Source organism: Variovorax sp. 10N420 (assembly GCF_056394705.1).
In genome coordinates this window covers 167,411-190,892 of the sequence record NZ_JBFTIJ010000002.1, presented here as the reverse complement: position 1 = coordinate 190,892, position 23,482 = coordinate 167,411, and the positions used below count along the sequence as shown (strand labels likewise).

At 62.8% G+C, this 23,482-nt stretch carries 25 protein-coding genes; 10 read left to right on the top strand and 15 right to left on the bottom strand.

Annotated elements, in window-relative coordinates:
- Positions 1-213 precede the first annotated feature (213 nt).
- The 6 genes from AC1DEK_RS05370 to AC1DEK_RS05345 form a co-directional block, all read right to left on the bottom strand.
- The gene (locus tag AC1DEK_RS05370) at positions 214-1,101 is read right to left on the bottom strand and encodes a LysR family transcriptional regulator (protein WP_478124186.1); all 888 of its coding nucleotides are present in this window, start codon (positions 1,099-1,101) and stop codon (positions 214-216) included.
- Positions 1,102-1,202: 101 nt separating this feature from the next.
- Entirely contained in the window at positions 1,203-2,663 is a 1,461-nt protein-coding gene (locus AC1DEK_RS05365; protein WP_478124185.1) for an efflux transporter outer membrane subunit, read from the bottom strand.
- Positions 2,660-3,643, bottom strand: a complete 984-nt coding sequence (locus tag AC1DEK_RS05360) for an HlyD family secretion protein (RefSeq protein WP_478124184.1) — start codon at positions 3,641-3,643, stop codon at positions 2,660-2,662. Before AC1DEK_RS05360 ends, AC1DEK_RS05365 begins: the two co-directional genes overlap by 4 nt.
- A gap of 18 nt (positions 3,644-3,661) precedes the next feature.
- The gene (locus AC1DEK_RS05355) at positions 3,662-3,874 is read right to left on the bottom strand and encodes a DUF1656 domain-containing protein (protein ID WP_478124183.1); all 213 of its coding nucleotides are present in this window, start codon (positions 3,872-3,874) and stop codon (positions 3,662-3,664) included.
- The gene (locus AC1DEK_RS05350; protein WP_478124182.1) at positions 3,871-5,892 is read right to left on the bottom strand and encodes an FUSC family protein; all 2,022 of its coding nucleotides are present in this window, start codon (positions 5,890-5,892) and stop codon (positions 3,871-3,873) included. The genes AC1DEK_RS05355 and AC1DEK_RS05350 overlap by 4 nt, the downstream gene beginning before the upstream one ends.
- Positions 5,889-6,200 carry a hypothetical protein gene (locus AC1DEK_RS05345; protein ID WP_478124181.1) on the bottom strand — a complete coding sequence of 104 codons (312 nt, stop codon included), beginning with the start codon at positions 6,198-6,200 and terminating at the stop codon, positions 5,889-5,891. Before AC1DEK_RS05345 ends, AC1DEK_RS05350 begins: the two co-directional genes overlap by 4 nt.
- 161 nt (positions 6,201-6,361) lie before the next feature.
- On the opposite strand from AC1DEK_RS05345, the gene AC1DEK_RS05340 reads away from it, so the two are divergent.
- The gene (locus AC1DEK_RS05340) at positions 6,362-7,156 is read left to right on the top strand and encodes an AraC family transcriptional regulator (protein ID WP_478124180.1); all 795 of its coding nucleotides are present in this window, start codon (positions 6,362-6,364) and stop codon (positions 7,154-7,156) included.
- Positions 7,157-7,212: 56 nt separating this feature from the next.
- On the opposite strand, the gene AC1DEK_RS05335 is transcribed toward AC1DEK_RS05340, so the two are convergent.
- The gene (locus tag AC1DEK_RS05335) at positions 7,213-7,989 is read right to left on the bottom strand and encodes an SDR family oxidoreductase (protein ID WP_478124179.1); all 777 of its coding nucleotides are present in this window, start codon (positions 7,987-7,989) and stop codon (positions 7,213-7,215) included.
- 2 nt (positions 7,990-7,991) lie between these two features.
- On the bottom strand, positions 7,992-9,137 hold the full coding sequence (locus AC1DEK_RS05330) for a PrpF domain-containing protein (RefSeq protein WP_478124178.1): 1,146 nt from the start codon (positions 9,135-9,137) through the stop codon (positions 7,992-7,994).
- 187 nt (positions 9,138-9,324) lie between these two features.
- Between AC1DEK_RS05330 and AC1DEK_RS05325 the strand changes: the two genes are divergently transcribed.
- The 7 genes from AC1DEK_RS05325 to AC1DEK_RS05295 all read left to right on the top strand — a co-directional run bounded on the left by AC1DEK_RS05325 (position 9,325) and on the right by AC1DEK_RS05295 (position 15,678).
- Complete coding sequence (locus tag AC1DEK_RS05325) at positions 9,325-9,681, top strand: Zn-ribbon domain-containing OB-fold protein (protein ID WP_478124177.1); 357 nt, start codon at positions 9,325-9,327, stop codon at positions 9,679-9,681.
- A gap of 4 nt (positions 9,682-9,685) precedes the next feature.
- On the top strand, positions 9,686-10,822 hold the full coding sequence (locus AC1DEK_RS05320; protein WP_478124176.1) for a thiolase family protein: 1,137 nt from the start codon (positions 9,686-9,688) through the stop codon (positions 10,820-10,822).
- Positions 10,823-10,833: 11 nt separating this feature from the next.
- A complete protein-coding gene (locus tag AC1DEK_RS05315) occupies positions 10,834-11,613 on the top strand; it encodes an SDR family NAD(P)-dependent oxidoreductase (protein ID WP_478124175.1) in 780 nt (259 codons plus the stop codon).
- Positions 11,614-11,639: 26 nt separating this feature from the next.
- Positions 11,640-12,593, top strand: coding sequence for a Bug family tripartite tricarboxylate transporter substrate binding protein (locus AC1DEK_RS05310; RefSeq protein WP_478124174.1), 954 nt, complete (start codon positions 11,640-11,642; stop codon positions 12,591-12,593).
- Positions 12,551-13,789, top strand: a complete 1,239-nt coding sequence (locus AC1DEK_RS05305; protein ID WP_478124173.1) for a CaiB/BaiF CoA transferase family protein — start codon at positions 12,551-12,553, stop codon at positions 13,787-13,789. The genes AC1DEK_RS05310 and AC1DEK_RS05305 overlap by 43 nt, the downstream gene beginning before the upstream one ends.
- Before the next feature lie 9 nt (positions 13,790-13,798).
- Positions 13,799-14,575 (top strand): enoyl-CoA hydratase/isomerase family protein, encoded by a 777-nt coding sequence (locus tag AC1DEK_RS05300; RefSeq protein WP_478124172.1) that lies wholly within the window; start codon positions 13,799-13,801, stop codon positions 14,573-14,575.
- A 119-nt stretch (positions 14,576-14,694) separates the two neighbouring features.
- Entirely contained in the window at positions 14,695-15,678 is a 984-nt protein-coding gene (locus tag AC1DEK_RS05295; protein ID WP_478124171.1) for a Bug family tripartite tricarboxylate transporter substrate binding protein, read from the top strand.
- Positions 15,679-15,711: 33 nt separating this feature from the next.
- On the opposite strand, the gene AC1DEK_RS05290 is transcribed toward AC1DEK_RS05295, so the two are convergent.
- The gene (locus AC1DEK_RS05290; protein WP_478124170.1) at positions 15,712-16,434 is read right to left on the bottom strand and encodes a sulfite exporter TauE/SafE family protein; all 723 of its coding nucleotides are present in this window, start codon (positions 16,432-16,434) and stop codon (positions 15,712-15,714) included.
- An 11-nt stretch (positions 16,435-16,445) separates the two neighbouring features.
- Positions 16,446-17,342 (bottom strand): oxidoreductase, encoded by an 897-nt coding sequence (locus AC1DEK_RS05285; RefSeq protein ID WP_478124169.1) that lies wholly within the window; start codon positions 17,340-17,342, stop codon positions 16,446-16,448.
- Positions 17,343-17,430: 88 nt separating this feature from the next.
- Between AC1DEK_RS05285 and AC1DEK_RS05280 the strand changes: the two genes are divergently transcribed.
- Together AC1DEK_RS05280 and AC1DEK_RS05275 are read left to right on the top strand one after the other, a co-directional pair.
- Complete coding sequence (locus tag AC1DEK_RS05280) at positions 17,431-18,309, top strand: MurR/RpiR family transcriptional regulator (RefSeq protein WP_478124168.1); 879 nt, start codon at positions 17,431-17,433, stop codon at positions 18,307-18,309.
- Positions 18,309-19,169, top strand: a complete 861-nt coding sequence (locus AC1DEK_RS05275) for an EamA family transporter (RefSeq protein WP_478124167.1) — start codon at positions 18,309-18,311, stop codon at positions 19,167-19,169. Before AC1DEK_RS05280 ends, AC1DEK_RS05275 begins: the two co-directional genes overlap by 1 nt.
- A gap of 34 nt (positions 19,170-19,203) precedes the next feature.
- On the opposite strand, the gene AC1DEK_RS05270 is transcribed toward AC1DEK_RS05275, so the two are convergent.
- From AC1DEK_RS05270 to AC1DEK_RS05250, 5 genes are all read right to left on the bottom strand, one after another.
- Positions 19,204-20,076, bottom strand: coding sequence for a LysR substrate-binding domain-containing protein (locus AC1DEK_RS05270; protein WP_478124166.1), 873 nt, complete (start codon positions 20,074-20,076; stop codon positions 19,204-19,206).
- 74 nt (positions 20,077-20,150) lie between these two features.
- Entirely contained in the window at positions 20,151-20,888 is a 738-nt protein-coding gene (locus AC1DEK_RS05265; protein ID WP_478124165.1) for an ABC transporter ATP-binding protein, read from the bottom strand.
- Positions 20,866-21,618: an ABC transporter ATP-binding protein gene (locus tag AC1DEK_RS05260; protein ID WP_478124164.1), complete on the bottom strand. Its 753-nt coding sequence runs from the start codon at positions 21,616-21,618 to the stop codon at positions 20,866-20,868. Before AC1DEK_RS05260 ends, AC1DEK_RS05265 begins: the two co-directional genes overlap by 23 nt.
- Positions 21,615-22,550, bottom strand: a complete 936-nt coding sequence (locus AC1DEK_RS05255; RefSeq protein WP_478124163.1) for a branched-chain amino acid ABC transporter permease — start codon at positions 22,548-22,550, stop codon at positions 21,615-21,617. Before AC1DEK_RS05255 ends, AC1DEK_RS05260 begins: the two co-directional genes overlap by 4 nt.
- A gap of 74 nt (positions 22,551-22,624) precedes the next feature.
- Entirely contained in the window at positions 22,625-23,467 is an 843-nt protein-coding gene (locus tag AC1DEK_RS05250; RefSeq protein WP_478124162.1) for a branched-chain amino acid ABC transporter permease, read from the bottom strand.
- Between the last annotated feature and the right edge of the window lie 15 nt (positions 23,468-23,482).

Sequence of the window (23,482 nt, the reverse complement as noted above, 5' to 3'; positions counted from 1 at the left end):
TATCCCACTTCAGCGCTTGCGCCACGGCGAAGCCGATGTTCTGGATCGGGGGATCCTGGATGCCGCCGGCATAGACGAGGCCCGCACTCACCCCACTTTCATCGGCGCAACGCAGCGTGCCGAACATGTCGGTCGGCATCTGCAAATGCAACATGTCAAGAGAGCCGGAGTCGATCTGTCAACAGAAAATAAAGGAATGCGGCGCCGCCTGCCCTAGCCCGGATTGTCGGGTGCATCGCCCCGCATACGCACTTCCAGCAACTCCAGCAGCGCGCGCAAGGCTGCACTGTTGTGCCGGCGCTGCGAATACGCCGCGTAGAGCCAGACGTCACGCGGCATGAATTTCCTGAGTACCGGGACTAGGGTGCCACGTTCCGTGTACGGCTGAGCCAGCAACGCCGGCACACACACCGCGCCGATGCCCGCCAGTGCCGCGGCGATGAGAGTGCCTGAGTCGTTTGCATCCATGCGTCCGTAGATCGGAATGTTGTACGGACCGCCGTCGACCTCGAACGGAAGATGCGGTGTGCCCGGCGAAAGCGAGTAGGTGAGCACGTCGTGCCGTCGCATGTCGTCAGGTGTCTTGGGGATGCCGCGCTTGGCCCAGTAGCTGGGCGTGGCACAGAGAATGAGTTCCACACGTTGGAGGCGACGCACGATGAGGTTCTCATCACCGATGCGCCCGAACCTCAGGGCGATGTCGACACCTTCCTCCACGAGATCGACCACGCGATTGCCGATCTGCAGATCAATATGGACATCTGGATAGAGCGTGAGGAACTCGCTCAGCAGGCTCGGGAACTCGGTTTGCACGAGCCCGTGAAGACCTGCAACGCGAAGACGGCCGCTTGGGTGTGAGGCATGCGCCTGCAATTCGCTCTGTGTCAACTCGACCATTTCCATCAGCGGCGCGCTGCGAAGCTGGAGCAGCCTCCCAGCATCGGTCAATGTTACCGACCGAGTTGAGCGGTTCATGAGCCGGACCTTGAAACGCCCCTCAAGGCTCGCAACATGCTTGCTCACGCTGGCCTTCGAGATGCCTAGCTTGCCCGCCGCGCGCGAGAAGCTGCCCACATTGGCGACCTCCAAAAAGGTCTTCAAAAGATCAAGCCCTTCCATAAAGCCTCCCAGCCCGACCGGACTTTCGCAGTGGAATTGCCACCCGCCGCCTATTCCGCCTTTGAGAAACGCTTGGGCGTGCGCTAGCGCACGGCCTTCGCGAGGACCTCATCGGCTTCCCAGCCACCTCCCAGCGCCATGAAGACGGCGACTTGATCCTCTGCCAATTGGGCAGCGGACGTTGCAAGAGCGGCTTCGTTGGCCGCCAGGGTGCGCTCTGCATCCAATGCTTCAAGCTGGCCCGTCTTGCCGTTCACATAGAGGGTGCGGGCTTGACGCGCGACGATGGCACTTTGCTCTCGGGCAGCGGAGAGCGCAGCATGACGTCCCAGCTCGCGTGCGTAGACATCGAGCGCCGTTTCCACCTCGCGCAGTGCGGTGAGCACGGTTCCGTCGAAGCGGGCAGCGGCGAGTCGCGTCGTTGCCTCTGCCTGTGCGATGCGCGCATGAGCGACCCCTGTGTTCGGCAAAGTCCAGCTGATCAATGGCCCCAGGCTGTAGCTGAGCGATTCGCGGTTGCCAACCCTTGCCAGGAAGCCAGCCGAGCCGGCCGAGAGTCCCAGCGCCACCTTGGGGTAGAGATCGGCAGTTGCGACGCCGATGCGGGCAGTGGCTGCCGCCAGACTGCGTTCGGCCTGACGAACGTCTGGTCGCCGGCGCAGGAGGGCCGTGCCATCTCCCACCGGTAGCAGTCCTGCCAAGTGCGGCGGCTGCTCACAATGGGCGACGGCCGCAGGGAAGTCGCGTGGGGCGGCGCCTGTGAGTGTCGCGAGCCGGTACAACGCGCCTTGGCGCTGAGCCTGGAGTGGCGGCAGCGCAGCACGGAGTTGTTCCAGTTGGCCTTTTGCACGTGCAATGTCGATTTCCCCAACCTTGCCCGCTTGCCGAAGGCGCTCCGAGAGTCGGATCGCTTCCTCCTGCAGACGAACCGACTCCTGCGCTGCGCGCAAGCGATAGCCGCTTGAACATGCTTGCGCATAGGCATGTGCCGTACCTCCGGCGACGCGTACGCGTACCAGGTCGGCCGCCGCCTGCGCAGCGCCGGTGCCTGCCTCAGCCGCTTCGATGGCGCGCCGCAGTTGACCGAAGAGGTCCAGCTGATAAGAGAAGGACACACCCGCGCTGTATGTGCCGTGGGTGGGTGGCTCGTAGTCGCTCTGCAGCAGACTCAAGCCCGACACGTGTCCAAACCCGGGGCCGCCACTGACCGTCACCGCCGGTCTCTCACTTCCGTGCAACTCGGCCTCCAGCGCTTGATCGCGCTCCAGGTTGGCAACGGCCTGCCGCAGGTCGGTGTTGTGTTCGAGCGCCTGTGTGACCAACGCGTCCAACTGCCGGTCGTTGTAGAGCCTCCACCAGTGCGGCGGCAGAGTCGTTTCTGCCCCATAGCCACCGGCGGACTGGAATGTGCCCGCGGAGGCGGCTTGTGCGAAAGAGAGCGGGGCGGGGGCGACATAGTCCGGCCCAACGGGCGGGTTGGCACAACCTGCGAGAAGTGCACTTGCCGCCGTGGCGGCAACCAAGAGTCGGTACATGACGTTCATCCCCGGCTTTCTGAAATCCGGGCCGTGGCCTCCGTGGTCCGAGCGGTCTCGAGTATTTCAACGGTGACCGTCTGGCCTGCTACCAGAGGGGTGCCCGAGGACGACTGATCCAGCTTGACTCGCACGGGCACGCGCTGCGCAAGCCGCACCCAGTTGAACGTGGGATTGACGCTGGGAAGCAGGTTGGCGCTGGTACTGCGGTCACGGTCAGCAATCCCCGCGGCGATGCTGTCCACGGTGCCCTCGAGCGCCGCGGCACCCATGGGCGTGACTCGCACGCGGTCGCCCTGATGAATCCGAGCCAACTTGTTTTCCTCGAAATAGCCTTCGACATAGATGGAACCCGCGTCAACCAATGCCATCACCGGGTGGCCGGCGCTCGCATAGGCGCCCTCGCGGAGGTCGAGATTGGTGACGCGGCCAGCGGTGGGTGCGCGCACCTGGGTGCGTTCCAGGTTCAACGTCGAAGTGTTCAACGTGACCTGCGCCTGCCGCAACGCTGCTTCGGCCGCTTGAAGTGCGCCTTTGGCCTGGTCTACCTTCAGCCGCGACTGCTCGCGAGCTTCCAGCGAGATCAAATCGCCCAGGTCGGAATTGCGCTTGCTCTCGCGCTGCGCCTGTGCGAGCGTGATGCGCTGGTTGCTGATCGCGATGCTCTGCGTCGCGACGGCGGCCTGGGCCTGTTCTCGCGCCAGCTCGAAGCGGGCCTTATCCACCGAGAACAGCAAGGCGCCAGCGCCAACGGACTGGTTGTCGTGCACCGCCACATTCGCGACCATGCCAGACACATCAGGCGCGACTTGCACGACATTGGCCCGCACGCGTCCGTTGCGTGTCCATGGGGCGAGTTCATAGTGGTCCCATAAGCGCCAGCCTGCCCAGCCGGCTGCGGCCACCATTAGCACGGTGACCAACAGACGAATGGCGGGTCGGACAAGACGGGAAGTCCGGATGGACAAGGAGAGGGCGTCAGATTTCATAGGTGGAACCGGTCCGGTTTAAGGCGAGGTGGCGATTGCGCCAGTGAGATGAACCAAGGCGTAGAGCACCAGGACGTACAGCGAAAGATCAAACAGGGCTGGGTGCCAGATCCATCGGTAAGCACCGACAGTGGCCAGCAGGCGGCGCGTTGCCCAGGAACACGGAAGCGCGCCGCCTGCCAGCAGTAAAAGCCAGGGCAATTCCACGCCAAAAAAGTTGACTTCAATCATGGTTGGAGCGCGAGGGGAGCTGTTGGAAAGAGGTTGCGTCGAAGACCCACGAGTGCCGCGATGGCAGGCCGCTCGGCATCCGCCATCAGGGCATCAAGCAACAGCCGATCGATATGCGGCAGCAGCGATGCATGACGCAGAGGCGCTCCTGCTACCTGGGCGCGGAAGACGAGGACCAATTGCTTGAAAAGGCGGCTGACAGGTTCTCCCGGAAGGCGCCCGCGATGCCGCTGCAGCGCGACGATGTCCCCCCCTAAGCGCAACTCGCGCAGTGCGCGGTGTGCGGCAAGCTGGACCTCTTCGGGACCGTCAGGCGCGACGCGCGGCGCCAATAGCGAGATCCTGTCGAGCATGCGGCCGGCGTAGGCGTCGTGGTCGAACGGGTTTGGAGGAAGAGCAGCCAGATGGGCAAGATCGTTCCAGGTCGCACGTCGTACGCGCGCGGCAGTCCAGTCACGACCCACGCTGCGCATGACAGCGGTGACGCGGGCCGCGATCACCGCACCCACAAACAAAGCCAGGTTGGAACTGATGAAGCTCACCAAATCGGCGGTGGCCGTGTCTTGGAGGGCGAGCGTTCCGGCGACACCGAAGAACATGCCGAGGGCCGCCAGGGAACTCGCCGGCCGTGCCATGTAACACCCGACCACCAAAAATAGAGGCGCGATGCACAGCACCAGCATGCCGAAGTCATGTACCAGTGGCATGACCCCCAAGAGATAAAAGGCGGACACGGGCAACGACCACAACAGCGCCGTGATGAACTTGTGCATGGCAGGCGCCGGATCGTCCATCGTGGCGAAGAAGCTGCAAAAGACTGCAGCGCCCATGGCCATGGCGGATCCCGAGGGCCAGCCCGTCGCGATCCACAGAGCACACGATATGCAGGTGCCCAACACCGCAGTGATAGCCGATCGCAGCGCGAGTCCTCTGTCCAGGTGAAGCACCCTGCGACCCAGAGATGCGGTGCGCCGCAATGGCGCCGGGTTCCCGGCAATGCCAGCGTCGATATCGTTGCGCAGCGTGATGCAGGCAGCCCAGTGCGCGACCAGGTCCTCCAGGCGGGTTGCCAAATCAATCCGCAGCGCGCGGACCCAGAGGGAAGCGGCCGGACCGTCCGCGATGGCACGAAAGGCGGCGCGTGCTTCGCCCACTTGTGCGCCTGTCGCGCTCGGGTTCAGCCAGCTTGAGTGCCCCACGAAAGCCGAGCCGATGTCATCCGGCACTCCCCCCGTGGCGGTGCACAGCGCTTCCAGGCGATCCTCTACCGCCGACAGCACCGGGGTTAGGCCGGCGATGCGGTCTTGCAGGGTGTCGATGGCGCCCCCTGCCCAGCGCAGGTTGGTGGTGTCAAAGGGTATATGTGTGGACAGCAGACGCAGTTGTGTGATGTCCAGAGCCAGCCGCTGGCGGTCCACTGCAATACGTTCGTCCTTTGCTTCCTTCGGTGACTCGCGTAGCAGGTCAGTGAGCCATAGGCGCGTATCGCCAAGTGCTCGATCCATCACGCCAAGCAAGGAAGGGCCCAAGCCTGCAGGAAGCGCGATGCTGTGGACCAAGCTGGCACACAGGATTCCCAGCCCGATTTCAGTGACCCGTGCGACGGCCGTGTCGAACATCGCCGCGGGGGCTTCCACCAACGGGAACCCGATCAAGGCGGCTGAGTAGCCGGCCAGCATGAAGACGTAGGAACGCGCGCTTCGGTCCAGCAGCGAAAAATAGAGGCACAGTCCCACCCACAGCGCCAAGGTCAGCGACAGGAGCTCTGGGGCACCAGACAGCGAGGGGACAAGAACCACGGTCGCTGCGCAACCGAGCAACGTGCCCAAAAACCGATAAAGAGCTTTGGAGCGCACATGGCTGGCCAGAGGGTGGGCCACGATGTAGGCGGTCATCATGGCCCAGAAGGGCCGAGGTAGCCCGAGGCGGCTGGACAGGTAAAGCGCAAGCATGGCTGCGACGAAGCTCTTGAGAGAAAAGAGCAACTCCTGTCGAGAGAAACGAGGCAGCGTGCTCATGCTGCGTCGCCCTGAGGGCCGGTGCGGGCATGCTTCAACAAGAAGCGGGAACGCGAGAGCAAACCGGAGACGGTGATGCTGACGACATCGCGAAGCCATTGGTGGGCGAGGCAGGCCAGCTGTGTCAGATCGCGCGCCGGAATCGTTGGACACAGCGGCATGTCGAAGCGCTGCAGGAGAGAATCCTTGAGTGCTTCGCTGGTGGCGTTGCATGATCGACGCACCACGCCAATCAGCACAAGGCCGATGAAAAGGATGAAGAGTGACCGGGCCGATACCGTCTCATCCTTGTTGCGAATCATTATCATGTATCGATGCTATCGACTGGCCATCGAGCCGAGAATTGCAAACTTGGACGAACGACTTCTCTTTTCGGTCATCGTTGAGGCGGCGCGTGCATTGGCAACAATGAGGAGCCCGCATAGGCAGACATAAGCCGGGTGGCGGGAGCAACACCAACTTTCTCAATATGCGAAGAGCAGAATTCGGTGAGCCAGGTCTGGACTACGAACCGTCAGTACCCGTGATGGCACTGCGCGTCGATGTGGCGGCGCGCGAGCGAGAGATCCCTGTTCACGAGCACCGATCTGGCCAGCTCGTGATCGCACTGCGCGGTGCCGTCTCTTGTGATGTGCCCGGTGCCCTATGGATGGTCCCGCCTCAGGCGGGCGTGTGGATTCCGGGCGGCACGCCACACAGCAACCGAGGGACGGCGAACGCGCTGATTTTTTACCTCTTCGTGGAACCTGGCGCTGCTCCTTTGCCTGCCCGTTGCTGTACCTTGCGTATCAGCCCGATGCTCAGCGAGATGATTCAGTACCTCGCAGGATTGCCGCCCTTCTACGAAGCTGGCGGACCGACCGATCGACTGGCGCAGGTGCTGCTTGACCAACTTTGCACGATGCCCAGGGAAGAAATGTTCCTGCCGATGCCTGAGGACGCAAGGCTTAGAAAGATTTCAACGGCCATGATGCTCGATCCCTCCGATCGCAGGACCCAGACGAATTGGGCAAGTGAACTGGGCATGAGCGATCGAACGTTGAATCGACTCTGCACCTCGCTGACGGGCCTGAGCTTTGGACGCTGGCGACGCCAGCTGCAGATGATCGTGGCACTTCGGGAGCTGTCCGGTGGCGCGACCGTCCAGCAAGTCGCCTATGACCTGGGCTATGAGTCGCCCTCTGCCTTCAATACGATGTTCAAGAAGGCTTTTGGAAAGCCACCCGCCACCTACATCAACGACCGCTTTCGAGTCGGTGCATGACACGTGGTTTCAGGTCAGCGCGTCGCCGAAAGCCAGCGGCCATCCAATAGACACACTCACCTGTAGGCTCGGGCGTGGGTCACACCACCGTCTACCACCAGCGTGGAGCCCATTACATAGTCACCTGCACGCGACGCCAGGAATATCGCCGCGCCCGCGATGTCCTCTGAAGTGCCGATGCGTCTGGCGGGTATGTACTCGGACAGTTCGTCCCCGCGGTCGCGCGCGTTTCTGTTCATCTCGGATGGAAACGCACCAGGTGCAATGGCGCTGACCGCGATGTTGTCCTGCGCCAGGCGCAGCGCCATCCGCCGTGTCAGGTGGATCAAGCCCGCCTTGCTGGCTACGTAGGAATAGTTCTCCTGAGGATTGAGCGCGATGCCATCCGTGGAGGCAATGTTGATGATCTTTGCCACACGCGCCTTGGCCGCGGCGCGCAGCGGCTCGGACAGCGCCTTCGTCAAGAAGAAGGGCGTTTTCAGATTGAGATCGACCACCTTGTCCCAGCCGCTTTCGGGGAAAGCATCAAAGTCTTCCCCCCAGGCAGCGCCAGCGTTGTTGACCAGGATATCCAGCGCGGGTTCATGCTGAGCGTAGGCAGCGGCCAGAGCCTGGCAACCCGCGACCGTGGACACGTCATAGGGCAGTGAGACGCAGTGGCCGTTCTTCGACAGCTCTGCAGCCGCCAAATCGCACGCTGCAGCTTTGCGCGCGCTGATGTAGACGCGTGCACCCCGGCCCAAGAATCCTTCGGCGATCATGCGGCCTATGCCCCGTGAGCCACCGGTGACAAGCGCTGTGCGGCCTTGCAGAGAAAAAAGATCTTGCGTCATCGTCAGCCCACGTCGAGAAGGGCTCGCCTCACATAGGCCGTTCCATCCAGCAAGCGCCGAGCAGTTCGAGTGAAGTGCACTTCACGGACCGTCCACTCGTCGTCGGCAGAGCGAGCCACATTCGCAAAAATCCCGATCACACCACTTGGGTGCCCGATGCGGATGCGCGTCGGGCCGGCATGAGTTCCTCGCGCCTCAGCCGGAATCGTCCCCGCGATCTGCGCCGCCACGGAAAGGCAGACCGAGCCACCGCCAGGGAAAGCCTTGTGCATCGCCCCGCCATTGAGAACCATGCGCGCAACGAAGTCGATCTCCGACGACTTGACGATTCGACCGCTGCCGATGGTCCGATAGTCTTGCGGTGCGCCGATGAGGATCTGATAGGGAGTGAGGGTCCCTGACTCTGGCAAGTTGCAACGATTGGCGGCCCAGCGCCTGACTTCCTCGGCCATCTCGTAGATGTCAGGACTGAGCTGACCGGGAAGTTCCGTGCCGGTAACGCCCAGATCCGCCGCGCGGATGAAGACACACGCCGTGCCCACATCGACGATCGAGACGGGTATCTCACGACCGAGCTTTGAGACGTAGACCGAATCCCGTGCCTGCCCGGTGGGCAACAGCCTGCCCGTCGTGGCGCCGCTGGTGCCGGAGTAGTCCAACGCGACTTCAGCGCCCTTGGCGGGCACCCCATCCACTTCGCTGTCACCTTCCACGCGCGGCTCGCCGTCCGCACATTGCACCACCATGCGCAGGATCTTGCCGGTGTTGGTGTTGTGCACTCGAACGGTGGTGGAGGGTTCTTGCACAGGAATCAATTGCTCCTGCAGCGCGTAGACCCCCGTGGCCGATGAAATGTTGCCACAGACGATCTCGAAGCTCACGCTTGGCTGATCGATCCCGATCTGCACAAAGGTGTAGTCGATGTCTGCGTCAGGGTGTGACGGAGGGCCAATGATTGCGCATTTGCTCGTGAGGATGTCGGCTCCGCCAAGCCCATCGATCTGGCGCACATCGGGGCTGCCGAACAGAGCCAGTAGAAATCGCTGCAGCGATTCCGGCTCCGACGGCACATCACGCTGTGCGAGGAAAACCGCCTTGCTTGTGCCGCCGCGCATCAAGGTGACCGGAACGCGAATTTGTTCTTTCATTCATTCAGTATCCGCGTGCACACGGTGGCCGTCATTGCAGTTTGGCTGCTGTCGGTTTAGCAGGACTACACGTTCCAATCTTTTAGAAATGCTAAAGAGTGCCCAGTAGAAATCCAATGACTGGCCGAGCCTGGGTCACCACACTACCTGTTGCCGTGGCAATTGCCACCGGAACAGGAGACACCTTTTGAAGATCATCAAGCGTACGGATTCCCACTTCCGTGAAACCCCTGGCGGCATGTTGCTTGTTGCCACACAGGCAGGCGGGCAACCTCCTCAATTCCCACCGATCGAATTCGTTCAAGACAACCAGCAGATCGAGGAAGTCGAACTCGGACCGACCGGGTCTCTCTACAGCTTCACTTTGGTGCACCCCGGCAAAGACAAGCCGGCGTACTGCCTGGCGATGGTCGACTTCGAGCCGGGCGTTCGCGCCTTCGGTCGGCTCTTGTTCGATGGAAGCCCACCTGCGATCGAAAGCCGCGTGCGTGTGGTGTCTTTCGCGTTGCCCGACGGCACGCCCGATTACGCCTTCCAGGAGTGATGCCATGAACCTGCCATTGATCACCGGCGTTGGAATCACCGATTTTGGCCGCTTTCCGGAATTGACTGAGGAGGCGATGGTTCAATCGGCCATTCTCGACGCCTTGGAAGATGCTCGCACGCAGCTTTCCGACGTACAGGCGTTCTACTGCGGCAACGCGCTCGGGGCCACGTTGCCGGGGCAGCGTGCACTGCGTGAACTGCATCCCAACGGGGGCGCGGTCTACAACGTGGACAACGCCTGCTCCAGTGGAGCGACCGCACTGAATCTCGCACTGCAGGCGCTCAAGGCCGGGCAGTACGACACCGTCCTGGTCTTCGGAATGGATCATCTGAGCAGTCTCGGAGGCGGGCCATTGCAGCTCAGCCAGAAGGACTGGAACAACAGGCGCGGCATGATCATGCCGGCCTTGTACGCCATGCGCGCTCGGCGATACATGCACGATCAGGGTCTCAAGCTCGAGACGCTGGCGGATATCTCCGTGAAGAACCGCATGCACGGTGTTCTCAACCCCATCGCCAAGTTTGCAAAGCTGGCGACCCGCGAGGAGATTCTTGCGTCCCGCCCAGTGGCTGAGCCGCTCACGCTGCTGCAGTGCTGTCCCGCCGTGGTTGACGGTGCAGCGGCCCTCGTGCTCAGCACCAAGCCCTCAAGGGGCGTTGCAAAGCCGGTTCGGGTCCTGGCGTCCGTGGTGCAGTCCGGGTTGTTCGAAACCACGCCGGTGGACATGACGGAGGCCGAAATCACGGCGCGTGCCGCCAAGCTGGCCTATGAGCAGGCCGGTGTGGGGCCGCAGGATCTCAGCCTGCTGGAAGTGCACGACGCGTTCACCATTTCCGAGCTGCTCTACTACGAGGCACTCGGCCTTTGTGATCGCGGCGATGCGGCAGGTCTTTTGCAAAGCGGTGCGACCACCTTGGGCGGGCGCGTGCCTGTTAACCCGAGTGGCGGCCTCCTGGCCAAGGGACACCCTCCTGGAGCGACCGGTGTTGCGCAGATCGTAGAGGTCTGCGAACAACTGCAGGGCCGCGCGGGAGCGCGCCAAGTACAGGGAGCGCGGATAGGCCTCACGCAAGTGACTGGCGGCGGCATCTGGGGCATGGACCATGCCGCTTGCTCAATCCACATTCTCTCGCTCTGAACGGGACCGGTATGAACCAGACCAACATCACCACGCCGGCCACGCTGGAAGGCCTTGTCGCCATTGTCACCGGCGGTGCGAAAGGCATTGGCCTCGGCATAGCTCGCTCTCTGGCTCAGGCTGGTTGCCGCATCATGCTCTGGGATCTTGACGAGGTGGCGCTGCGTCAAGCAGAGCAAGTTCTTGCCGGTGAGGGTGCCCATGTCAAGACCTTTGCGGTCAATGTGAGTTCTGTTGAACAAGTAGAAGCCACGGTCGCTCAGCTCGTTGCATCCTATGGTCGCATCGATATTCTGGTGAACAACGCTGGCATCGGCGGCGACAAGCTCGTGTCCAAGATGGACCTGGATTTTTGGAGACGAGTGATCGAGGTGAACCTCAACTCCCAGTTCATCTGCTCAAAGGCGGTTCTGGCCCACATGGCAGAAAAGAAGTTCGGCCGCATTATCAACATCGGGTCTCGTGCATGGTTGGGCAATCGCGGCCAAGCAGCTTATTCCGCTTCCAAAGGTGCCGTCGTCAGCCTGACCCGTTCCTTGGCGCTGGAGTACGCACGCAAGGGCATTACGGTGAACGCTATCGCGCCTGGCATTGTTGAGACACCACTGTTCGCAACGCTGGCCGAGGACGTTCAGCAGAGTCTCCGCAGATCGGTGCCGATGGAGCGCATCGGCCAGCCGGACGACATAGCTCGCGCTGTCCGGTTCTTTGCCGAACCCGGCTCAAGTTACGTGACGGGGCAGCTTCTGTACGTCTGCGGCGGGCGCAGCCTCAGCAGCCCATCCGTCTGAGATCCGGCAGCCAGAGCATCTATGTCATGAAACGCAGGACATTCGTCAGCATCGCGGCGACTGCCGGATCGTTCGCATTCGCACAGGAATATCCGGCGCGACCGCTTCGGCTTCTCGTTCCTTATACGCCCGGGGGCGGCACCGACACCGTAGTGCGCATCGTCATGAAGAAGATCGGTGAGCAGTTGGGCCAAGCGGTCATCGTGGAGAACAAGCCCGGCGCGGGCGGTGCAATAGCGTACGCCGAGCTCTTGCGCAACAAGCCCGACGGATACACGTTGACCACCGGCAGCGGAAACGTCGCGCTGCTGAACCTTCTCAACAATAAATTGCCATTTGATGCCGCAACCGACCTCATTCAGGTGGCTCCATTGGCGAGTGTGCCGATTGCCCTGATTGCGAGCAAAAAGCTTCCGGTTGAGAACATGGCAGAGCTAATAGCTCACGCCAAACAGAATCCAGGGATGAGCTATGGAACGCCTGGCCCTACGACCCCCCAACATCTTGCGGGCGTGCTGCTCGGCTCCATGGCTGGATTGAAGCTGACCCACGTCGGCTACCGGGGCACTGCGCAGGCTGTTCAGGATGTGATAGGCGGCCATCTGCCGCTTGCAATCATCGGTCTGTCCACAGCCATTCCGTTCTCACACGGTGGCCAGGTGAAAGTGCTGGGTGTGGGCAGCGTCAAACGATCCGAACTGGCGCCCGAGATTCCGACGATCGCCGAGGGTGGAATCAAGGGATATGACGCGAGCTATTGGTACGACATCTGTGTGGCGAAAGGCGTGCCGCAGACGGTCGTCAACAGGCTGCATGCAGAGATCACAAAGGCATCGCAAAGCCCCGATGTTCGGGCGACGCTCACCGCAGCCGGGTTCGAACCGATGGTAGTGACACAAGCGGAGTACCAAAGCATGTTGCGGGCTGAGCGCGCGAAGTGGGAGCCGGTGATCCGCGCCAACAATATCCGGATGGAGTGAAGAAGGTGCTAGCTAATGCATTAGAGGGGCTGAAAGTCATCGACTTCACTCAAGTCATGGCAGGACCTACATGCACGCTGTGCTTGGCTGACGTCGGCGCCGATGTCATCAAGGTTGAGAGTCCTGTCGGCGATCTTTCTCGAGCGCTCTCACCCTGGGTTCATGGCGAGGGCGTCCCTTTCCTGGCCCTGAATCGCAACAAGCGCAGCATCGTGCTTGATCTCAAGCAGGCCACTCACAGGCAAGCGGCGCTACAGCTGGTCGAGCAGGCGGACGTCTTGGTGGAGAGCTTCCGTCCGGGGGTGATGAAACGCCTGGGGCTTGACTACGCCACAGTGGCTGCGGCAAATCCGCGGCTGATCTACTGCTCGGTCTCCGCGTACGGTCAGCTTGGAGCTGCAAAGGACCTGCCTGGTGTCGACGGCGTGCTGCAGGCCGTCAGTGGCCTCATGAGCGTCACCGGCGCGCCCGATGGAGAGCCGTGCAAGGTTCCTGTGCCGGTTGTCGATCTTGTCACGGGGTCGTTCGCGACCATCTCGATCCTGGCTGCTCTGGCGGATCGCCAGCGCACGGGCTTGGGCCAACACGTGGAAGCAAGCATGTTCGCCAGCGCCATCGCGCTACAGCATGTGAGTTTCGCGTCCTATTTCGCCGACGGTCATGTGCCCGGCCCTCAGGGAAACGCAGCGCCATATTCGACGCCAAACGAGGCCTTGCGTTGCGCCGACGGGTGGATCATGGTGGCGGCATATCACCCAGCGCGATGGCAGGCCTTGTGTGCCGCAATCGGTGCGCCGGAGCTTGCATCTGACCCGCGTTTCGCCGAGAACAAGAGTCGGTTGCAGCACCGCGAGACTCTGTTGCGCCTGCTTGAAGCACGCATGCTCGCTCATCCTCGTGCCTTCTGGCTCGAGCAGTTCGCGGCCGTGGACATCATCTGCGGTCCCATCAACAACTATGCCGAAGTAACGCAGTCCGCGCCGTTCGTCGAAGCAGCGCTCACAGAGACCTTGCTTCACCCGGTCGCAGGTGCGTTGACGATGCCACGAAGCGTGATGGGTGCGGTTGGCGAGCGGCCTCAGGCGCGACGGGCTGCTCCAACACTCGGACAGCACACCCGTGAGGTGCTTGACGAACTCGGGATGCCGCCAGCAAACATCGAGGCGGTCATTGCCGCCAGCTTTCCCCCGAACTGAAACAAATCCATGCCCATCGACAAAACAGTCCAGGGTGGCGTCGCCATCGTCACCCTCAATCGGCCCGAAGCCATGAATTCCATCGATCCGGAGTCCAACGAGCGGTTGCTCGAGATCTGGGAGGAGGTCTCGGGCGACGAGGAAATCCGCGTACTCGTCCTGACCGGCGCGGGCGAGCGTGCGTTCTGCACAGGTGCAGATCTCAAGAAAACGATGCCGCCGGCCGATAGCGCAGCTCGGCAGGTCTTTCGAGGCGGCAAGAGACATTCCAATTTCGGCACGCTGCGCACAGACAAGCCCGTCATCGCTGCGATCAATGGATATGCCCTCGGCGGCGGACTGGAACTGGCTCTGCTTGCGGACATCCGGATCTGTTCTGAAAACGCGCAGTTCGGCTTGCCGGAAGTGCGAGTCGGCAGCATCCCAGGCGCCGGCGGCACGCAACGCCTGATCCGCGCAGTGGGGCAGTCGGACGCAATGCGAATGCTGCTCACGGGCGAACGCATCGATGCCAGCGAGGCGTTGCGGATCGGGTTGGTCAGCAAGGTGGTTCCGCTTTCCGCGCTGCAGGAAACGGCTATGAACCTCGCACGAGCAATGGCCGCCAACGCGCCGTTGGCGATGACAGCCGCCAAGCGGCTGGCGATGACGGGACGGGAGCTGCCGCTTGCCGGCGGGCTCGAGCTGGAACGCCAGGCCTTTGGCGTGCTCAGGGATAGTGAGGACCGACTGGAGGGGCGCCGAGCCTTTGCCGAAAAGCGCGCTCCGGTTTTTCGGGGTCGCTGACTTGCCTCGCAAAGAGGCCGCAAGAGGCGTCGGTCGCTCGGCGCTCGAATCTTTCGAGCGGCCTCGTGCCGGCGTTTCAACAGCCGACGTGACTTGGCTGAATTTCCCTGGAGCAGCTCTTGAATAAACCGTGTACCGCCTGGCTCTACAACCTCGCATTCATCTTTGCCGCGTCCTTCGGCGCGCCGTCGGCGATGGCACAACAGGCCAGCCGACCGCCCGCAAAGATCCTTGTGGGCTTCTCGCCTGGCGGGACACTCGATGTCGTCACACGGGCGCTTGCGGATCAGTTGCATGCGCCGCTCGATCGCACAGTCGTGGTTGAGAACAGGCCCGGAGCCGGCGGAAAAATTGCGGTCGATGCGCTGCGCGCCGCCCCCGCCGATGGAAGCGTGGCAATGCTGTGTCCTGACTTCTTGCAATCGATCTATCCATTCGTCTTCACCAAGCTCAACTACGCTCCGGAGCGGGATATCCTGCCCGCGTCGACGGTGGTCGAGTTTGCGATGGCGCTGGCTGTACCGGCGTCCTCGCCCATCAAGACCTTTGCTGAATATGCCCAATGGGTGCGCGCCTATCCCGAGAAGGCCAACTTCGGCCATGCCGCATCGGGAGGTCCGACTCACTTCTTGGGATTGCAGATAGCCAAAGTCATCGGCACACCGCTACAGGACGTGCCGTTCCAGGGCGCTGCCCCGATGATCGTGAACCTCGTTGGCGCCAACGTCGCAGCGGGAACTTCAACTGTCGGAGACTTCGCACAGCACCACGATGCCGGCAAGCTTCGCGTGCTGGCGGTGACCTCAGCGCAACGCTCGCCGCTTTTGCCTGACGTTCCAACGTTCAGCGAGCTCGGCCGGAAGGAACTCACCGCAGTCGGCGCACTGGCCATATGCCTTCCTCCCGGAACGCCTGCGGCCGCCGTCTCCGAATGGAGCACTGCGATCCGACGAGCAGTTGCAACCGAGCAGTTCGCGCGCAAGATCCGCGCGCTCGGCTTTGTGGAGACGGGAAGCTCGCCGGCGGATGCCCGCGCCAAGTTCAGCGAAATGCGCGCCTTCTGGGAGCCTGTGGTCAAAGCTTCGGGATTCAAAGCGGACTAGTGCCATGGCTGCCGGTCAGGCTGGCGTTGCAGTTCATTGGAGGGCGAGCATCATTCCTGCAGCCCCCGCGACGAGCACTGCATCGATGAGGAACTCGAAGGTGTGCGTCTGGAGCCGTTGGACGAGTCGCTTGGCGATCATCGAGCCGGCGAGCAGGGCGAGGCCGATGGCGAGCCCGCGTGCAATGACGGCCGGCGTCAGCACCCCGGCGATGCCGAAGGTGCCGAGCTTGCCCGCATAGAGCAGCAGCGCGCTTGCCGCCTCCGATCCGAGATACGCGCCGCCGCTCATTCCGTAGCCGGTGAACACCGGCACGCTGAGCGGTCCGGTGGACAGCACGAGTCCGGTGAGGAATCCGACGAGCGCTCCGGCGAGGGCCATGTGCCAGATGCGCAAGTGGATGTGGGAGCGCCTGATGAGGCGGCGCAGGGGAATCATTGAGAGGAAGAAGGCTGCCAGGAACACGTCCGTCACGAAGGGCGGGATCGTCATCAACGTGTGGGCACCGAGCACGGCGGCGGGGACCCCGGTCAAAGCGTAGGCGAGTACCGGCCGCCATCGGATCTCGTGCCACCAGACGATCACGCGCCCGATGTTGCCGAACAGGGAGGCGATCGCCATGACGGGCACAGCGATCCGCGGTCCATATTGGGCAACCAGGACGGGCAGCATGATCAGCGATGAGCCGGTGCCGACAACCCCGCTGAGCACTCCGGCGCCGAGGGCGAGGAGGAAGAGGAGCGACAGCGCGATCATCGGGCGAAGGATCAGCCGGGGCCGTCGCTCGCGGCGGCGAGGAGCGGCACCAGGACGTCGCTGATCGGCGTCGGGACGCCGTGTGCCCGGCCGCGACGCGGGACGACACCGTTGCGGATATCCCATTCCAGCGGCCGGCCGGCTTCGCGATCCGTGAGGATGGAGGTGCCCATGTCTGCGGGAGATGCCTGGAACTTGTCGAGTATTTCCTGCGGCACCTCGTCGCCGAGTTCCGCACCCTCGGCGCGGGCCACGGACAGACATTCCCGCAGATAGGCAAGGGCGAGCTTCGTGATGTCGGATCGGCCGAACATGCCGGAGCGGCGGTGCGTGAGCACCATGAGTCCGGCCACCGCGTTCTGCAGGAGCTTGCGCCAGGCCACCGCGCGGAAGTTGGCGGCCAGCTCCACGCGGCACCGGGTGCCTTGCAGTGCCTCGACGACCAAGCGAGCGTCCGATGTGTCTGGCAGGCTAAGGCGCATGTCTCCGCGCAGGCGCACCGAGCCATCCGATTGCGCCTGTGCAGGGAACCACACGACCGCCGGAACGATCCGCCCGCGTGGGGCATGCGGAGTGACCCTCTCCAACTGCTCGACGCCGTTCTGCAGAACGCAGACGACAGTTTCCGGGCCGCTTAAGGCGGTGAGCCATTCTGCCGCCGCCTCGGTCTGTGTCGCCTTGACCGCCAGCAAGACGAGGTCGACGGTGCGCCCGAGTTGTGCGGGATTCACCCAGACCGGACCGGGAACGGTGATGAGGCGTTCGCCATCCTGAAGCGTCAGGCGATCGCGGGGTGTGCGGCCGCACAGCAACGGAGTGCCACCGACTTCGTGCAGTGCCGCCGCGACCGCGGTGCCGATAGCACCCGGGCCCACGACGGCGATGGATGCAGCGCTTGTTGTCTTCATGAACACAGACTCCTTCGACCGTCTCGTTCAGCGTTCGTCCACGCCATGCTTGCGCTCTTCAAAAGCGCGCTGTAATCTATTACACATAATGAACAACGATGGTAACGGAGTTTCTCGAGACGCGCGACTGGTGCAATTGATCGGAAGCATCCAGGCCCGAAGTGGCGATCTCGCTGCGAGCGAGGCGAAGGTGATCGAGCTCCTGCTCGCCGATCCCTTGTTCGTTGGCGCGAGCACGACTGCGCAGGTGGCGGCCCGCGCCGGCGTGTCGCCGCCGAGCGTGATCCGCGCCGCGCGTGCGATCGGGTTCAGCGGGTTCACTGAGCTCAAGATCGAGATCGCTCGTGCCCGCGGTACCACCCGGTTCTTCGCGCCGCCTGGCGTACTCACCGCGGATGCGACGACGGCAGCGGTGCTCGAGTCTTCGATCCGCGCAGGCGCTGACGCATTGACGGCGCTGGGCGGGGCGGTCGAGCTGTCCGCGCTCGACCAGGCGGTCAGCACCATCCAGCACGCGCGCCAAGTGATCGCATTCGGAGCCGGCCCCTCGGCGACGGTCGCCGCCGACGCGGTCTTCCGTTTGCGCGCGGTCGGCGTGACGACCATCGGCATTCCGGACTATCTGTCGGCAATGATCGCCGCGCGGCTCCTCGGTCCTGGTGACGCCGTCATCGCCGTCAGCTCGACCGGTCGCACATCGACGACGCTGGCCATCGCGGATGCGGCGTCTTCTGCCGGAGCCTCACTCATCGCAATCACCAACCAGTACGGGACACCCCTGGCGACCCTCGCGAACATCTCGCTTGTCGTCGGCGGTGCACCGCTGCCGGCCCAGATGGCCGCGGCCGGGAGTCGGCTGGCGCAGCTCGTGGTGATTGACGCGCTGGTCGCGGCCCTCGCTCTGCGTGACCCGGAGCGTAGCCGCCGCGCCGAACGGGCGGGCATCGACCTGCCCGATATCGCCTGATGCAGCTTGGCACCGTCGCGATGGTCCTCGGCGCGGCGGTAGCTCACGCGGTATGGAACCTGGCCTCGAAGTACAAGCGGGGGGATGCCTTGTTGTTCGTCTGCGCCTATACCTACGCTTCGGCGCTGCTGTGCGTCCCGATCAGCATCGCCTTCGTAGCAAATGGGCAGCATGTGCTCGATTGGCCGCTTGTGGCGGGCGCCGCTGTCTCGGCTGTGTTGCACACCGCTTACTCTCTCACCTTGCAGGCCGGCTACGAGCGTGCCGAGCTGGGGGTGGTCTATCCGGTCGCCCGCGGCACCGGGCCGGTGCTGACGATGCTCTTCGCGATCCTCCTGCTGGGCGAACAGCTCACCGCAGTCGCGATGCTCGGTGCTTCACTCGTCATAGCGGGCATTCTCGTAGTTACCGGCAACCCGTTCAGAAGCGGGAGCCGCCGCCCGATTCAGGGCTTGCTCTGGGGCGCCGCGACGGGGGCGACCATCGCCGCCTACACGGTCTGGGATGGCTACTCGGTCATCGCGCTGCATCTGGCGCCCGTGAGCTACTACGCCGCCACTCTGCTGCTGCAGAGCCTGATCCTGACGCCAAGCGCGCTGCGCCGACGCCATCGTATTCGAGCTGCCATCCGTGCCGACGCCGTCCCGATCCTCATCGTGGCTGTGTTCTCTCCGCTCGCCTACATCCTCGTTCTCACTGCCATGCTGAAGGCGCCGGTGGCGCTCGTCGCGCCGCTGCGCGAGTCGTCCATCATCATCGGCTCACTCCTCGCATGCAGACTCTTTCGCGAGGGTCATCTCGCGCGACGCATCGTCGGCGCAACGGTCGTGTTGGCCGGAATCGCGGCGATCAGTCTTTGACGCTTTCGTTGAGCGCGTCACCTCGCGCCCGTTGCTAGCGGACAGAACGAATCCAGTCTCGGAACAGCCTCACGGGAGCCTCTGCCGCTTTCAGCGGATCGCAGACCAAGTAGTAACCTGACTCCGTTCTGGCAACGTGATCCACGGCCACGACGAGCCGACCACTGCGGATGTCGTCGTCAACGTAAGCTCGCTGGGCGATGGCAACGCCCAACCCGTCAGCCGCAGCCTGGTAGCACAACGCCGCATTCGCCAAAGTGATTCCATGCAGGCGCGGGGGATCTACCAGGTGAGCGGAACTGAACCATAGCGACCAGGCTTCTGGCCGCATCATCGAGTGCAGCAGGTTGGCTTCCAGCAGGTCTTGTGGTGTCTGCAAATGCCTGGTCAGGTTTGGTGCGCAGACAGGAAGAAATTCGTCGTCGAAGAGGTGGTCCAACTCAACATCGGTCCACTCTCCCATGCCATGCCGGATCGCGCAGTCTGCACCCTCGAGCCGGATATCGTCGGCCATTGCGATCGTTGCGATCTCGAGATCAATGTCGGGATGCTGCGCGTAGAAGCCGCGCAAGCGAGGTACCAACCATCGGATAGCGAGGCTTGGCGTCACTTTCAGGCGCAGCCGCTTGTCCGGTTGGTGGTCGGCCACATCATTTAGCGCATCGTTCAGGCGATCGAAAGCATCCGAGACGCGGTGGGCGAGTCGTTCGCCCACCGCAGTGAGTTGGATCTCCCGGCCAGACTTCTGAAACAGCTGCGCCCCGAGCCCGACTTCCAACTGCTTGATCTGCTGGCTAACTGCACCGGGCGTCACATGAAGCACCCGAGCGGCGCGCGTGACACCTTTGGCGCGACACACTGCATCGAACACCCGCAGCGGGCCTATTAGCGCACGGAGGCTTTGCATTGCGACCAAACTGGAGGCTGAGCGAACTCAGCTCTCCCTCTTGCCGCATAAACGCAGAAGCACAGGCATCGTCTTCAGCACTTCTGGATTCCGATGGTGCGATTCAACAGCGCCTCTTCGCCGCGCAGCGCCGCCGCTGAGCCGGAGTAGGCGGCGACGCCGCGTTCCAGCACGATCACGTTACTGGAAAATTCGAGAACGACATCCACGTGCTGCTCCACGAGGACACAGCCGACGCCGAGCTGATCGCTCATTCGAACGATGGCATCCATCAACTCCTCTCTCACCATGGGTGCCAGCCCTTCCAACGGCTCGTCGAGCAACAGGATGCGCGGCTGTCCGACGAGTGCTCGTGCCACCGAGAGCATTTGCTGCTCACCGCCCGACAACTGCGTGCCTCCGTTGCGTCGCCGCTCCTTGAGCCGCGGAAACAGTTCGTAGATCGGCGGTAGGGCAACGCTCGCCGAACGTCCCTGCAAGCCTGACAGCAGGTTCTCCTCAACCGTCAGTGAGGGGAAGATGTCGCGGCTCTGCGGTACGTAGCCGAGGCCGGCTCGCGCGCGCGCATACGTGCTTGCGTCGCTGATGTCATCGGCGCCGAAATGAATGCGCCCCGTCATCAGGTCGGCAAGGCCCACCGCCGTCGCAAGCGTCGTGGTCTTGCCGGCGCCATTGCGCCCAATCAGACCAAGGCGCTCGCCTTCGCGTACGCCAAAGCTGAGATGCTCGACGACCGGCAGGCCGCCATAGCCTGCCGTCACGTCGTCAAACCGGAGTTCAATAGCGGGCTTAGGCATGACCGTCTCGTCCAAAGTAGATCTGTTTGACTTGTTCGTTGGCGGCGACTTCCTGAGGCGATCCCTCGACCATCACCGCACCGGCGACCAGGACGATGATGTGCGAAGCGAACCGGAACACCAGGTCCATGTCGTGCTCGATGAGCAGGACAGACAGTTCCTTCGGCAGGCTATCGATGGCGTCCATGATGCGGCCGCCCTCTCCTTGTGGTACGCCTGCGCCCGGCTCATCAAGGAGCAACACCCGGGGCCTCATCGCGAGTGCCAGAGCGATCTCTGCAAGCCGCTGCTCGCCAAGTGCCAGTTGCCCCACCACCCGATTGGCATAGGGGTGCAGCCCCAGCATGCCGAGGGTCTCGTAGACCTCTTCGTGAACTCGTGCGGAACGCGCTGGCGAGGGCCACCACTGCATGGAGGCCTGGTGTCGCTGCAACACGGCGACCTTGACGTTGTCCGCCACGGTCAGCTCTTTGAACAGGCGGCTGATCTGAAAGGTGCGAACGATGCCGCTGCGCACGCGTGCGTACTGCGGCAGCTGAACGATCGATCGGCCGTCCAGCTGGATGTCGCCGGACTGTGGGCGCATCGCCCCGCTCAGCAGGTTGACCAAAGTCGTCTTTCCGGCGCCGTTCGGACCGATCAATGCGGTGCGGGCTCCCTCGGGGAGGGATAGCGTGACGTTCTGCGTGACGGCCAGGCCGCCAAAGGAGTGACAGAGATTCCGGGTTTGCAGTCGATGGGTCATTTGGCACGCCCGCTGCCGCCAAGCCACTTGGCATACATCACGGCCCGGTCCAAAAGGCCGATCAAGCCCTCGGGCAAAACGACGAGTACGACGATCAGCATCGACCCGATGAAGAACAGCCAGTGATAGGGGTTCAACGTCGATGCGATGTGGTGGATGGTCATGTACGCGACGGTGCCGAGAACGGCTCCCGACAGACGGCGCGTGCCACCCAGAACGATCATGACCACGACACCCGCCGACGTCGTGAAATCCAGCATGAAGAGATTGGCCACTTTGCTGGTCTGTGCTGTCAAGGCGCCAGCGAGCCCCGCCACAATGCCGCCAACGGTGTAGACGGCCAGCAGGTGCAAATAGACGCGGCCTCCCAGCGCCTGAACCCGTCCGGGGTCCTGCCGGATCGCGCGGGCCGTCAGACCGAACGGCGATTCCACCACGTTGCGCACGATGAAGTACACCAGCACCAGCGCACCCAAGGCATAGAAATAGCCAGTGTGACCAAGGAAGTTGAATTCCCAAACGCCGAACAACGGGCCGATGTTGAAGCCCGCAAGACCATCGTCACCGCCGGTGAGCCATCTCGCCCAGTTGGCCAGCTCAAGTAGAAGTTGGGCTACTGCAATGGTCAGCATGACCAGGGTGAGCTTTGTCGACCGCAGCATCACGGCACCACTCAACAACGCGATCACGCCACCACCCAGACCGCCAAGCAACAAGCCGAGAATGGGATCCGCCGTCAAATACAGGGCAGTCCAACCGGCTACGTAAGCGCCGCTGCCGTACAGCGCGGCCTGACCCAAGGTCGCGATGCCGGCCTGGCCGAGCACGAGACTCAACGACAGCGCAAAGATGGACATGGTCGCCATGTTGGTCAGCAACCCGAGATCCTGCGGGAACAGCACGAATCCCAGCAGCCCCACCAGCATCAGCATCAGCTCTACGCGGAGGTGCATCCACGGTCGGGCGCTCGACGATGCGGACACCCTCATTGGCGCACTGATTGCGCTCATGCGTGTCTCCCGAACAGCCCTTGCGGCCGCACCAGCAAGACGATGATCATCGTCAGGAAAAACGCAGCCGATGCGAGCTGCGGAACCATGTATTTCATGGAGGTCTCCACAATACCAAGCAGCAACGCTGCGAAGAATGAGCCAAACAGATTTCCGTTACCTCCGACGGCGACAACCGCCAGGAGGATCACCAGATATTTGGAGGCGTAGGTCGGCTCCATCGGAAGCAATTCCGCACCGGCGATGCCCCCCAGCGCAGCGAGCGCTGCACCAATTGCAAAAGTTGCTGCGTAGATCTTGGTCGTGTCGATGCCGATGGCGCGTGCGATGGGCGCGTTGTCGACTGCGGCGCGCACCCGAATACCAAAGGATGATCTGTCCACAGCCAGCCAGAGAACGATGACGACAACCAGTCCGCAAGCGACGACGATGAGCCGGTGCCGAGGGATGGAGCGAAAACCAAGGTCCACCGTGCCGTTGAATGCTTCTGGTAGCGCGACGGGGGTCACTGAGGATCCAAACAACAGGTTCACAGCGGCAGTCGCGACAAACATCAGCCCGATCGTCACCAGCATCTGATCAAGATCGTCGCGCCGGTAGAAGCGGCGCAGCAGGATGCGCTCGAACAGCACCGCCACGAGCCCGACCAGGGCGATCGCAAGCACAAAGCTCAACCAGATGGGCAAGCCCAGGCGCTGCGGAATACTGGCCGCGAGAAATCCGCCAAGCATCGCGAAGGCGCCATGCGCCAGATTCACAACCCGCATCAGACCCATGGTCATCGACAGGCCCACTGTGATCATGAACAAGATCACCGCGTACGCGATCCCGTCGACCAAGATGCTGCTAATGAG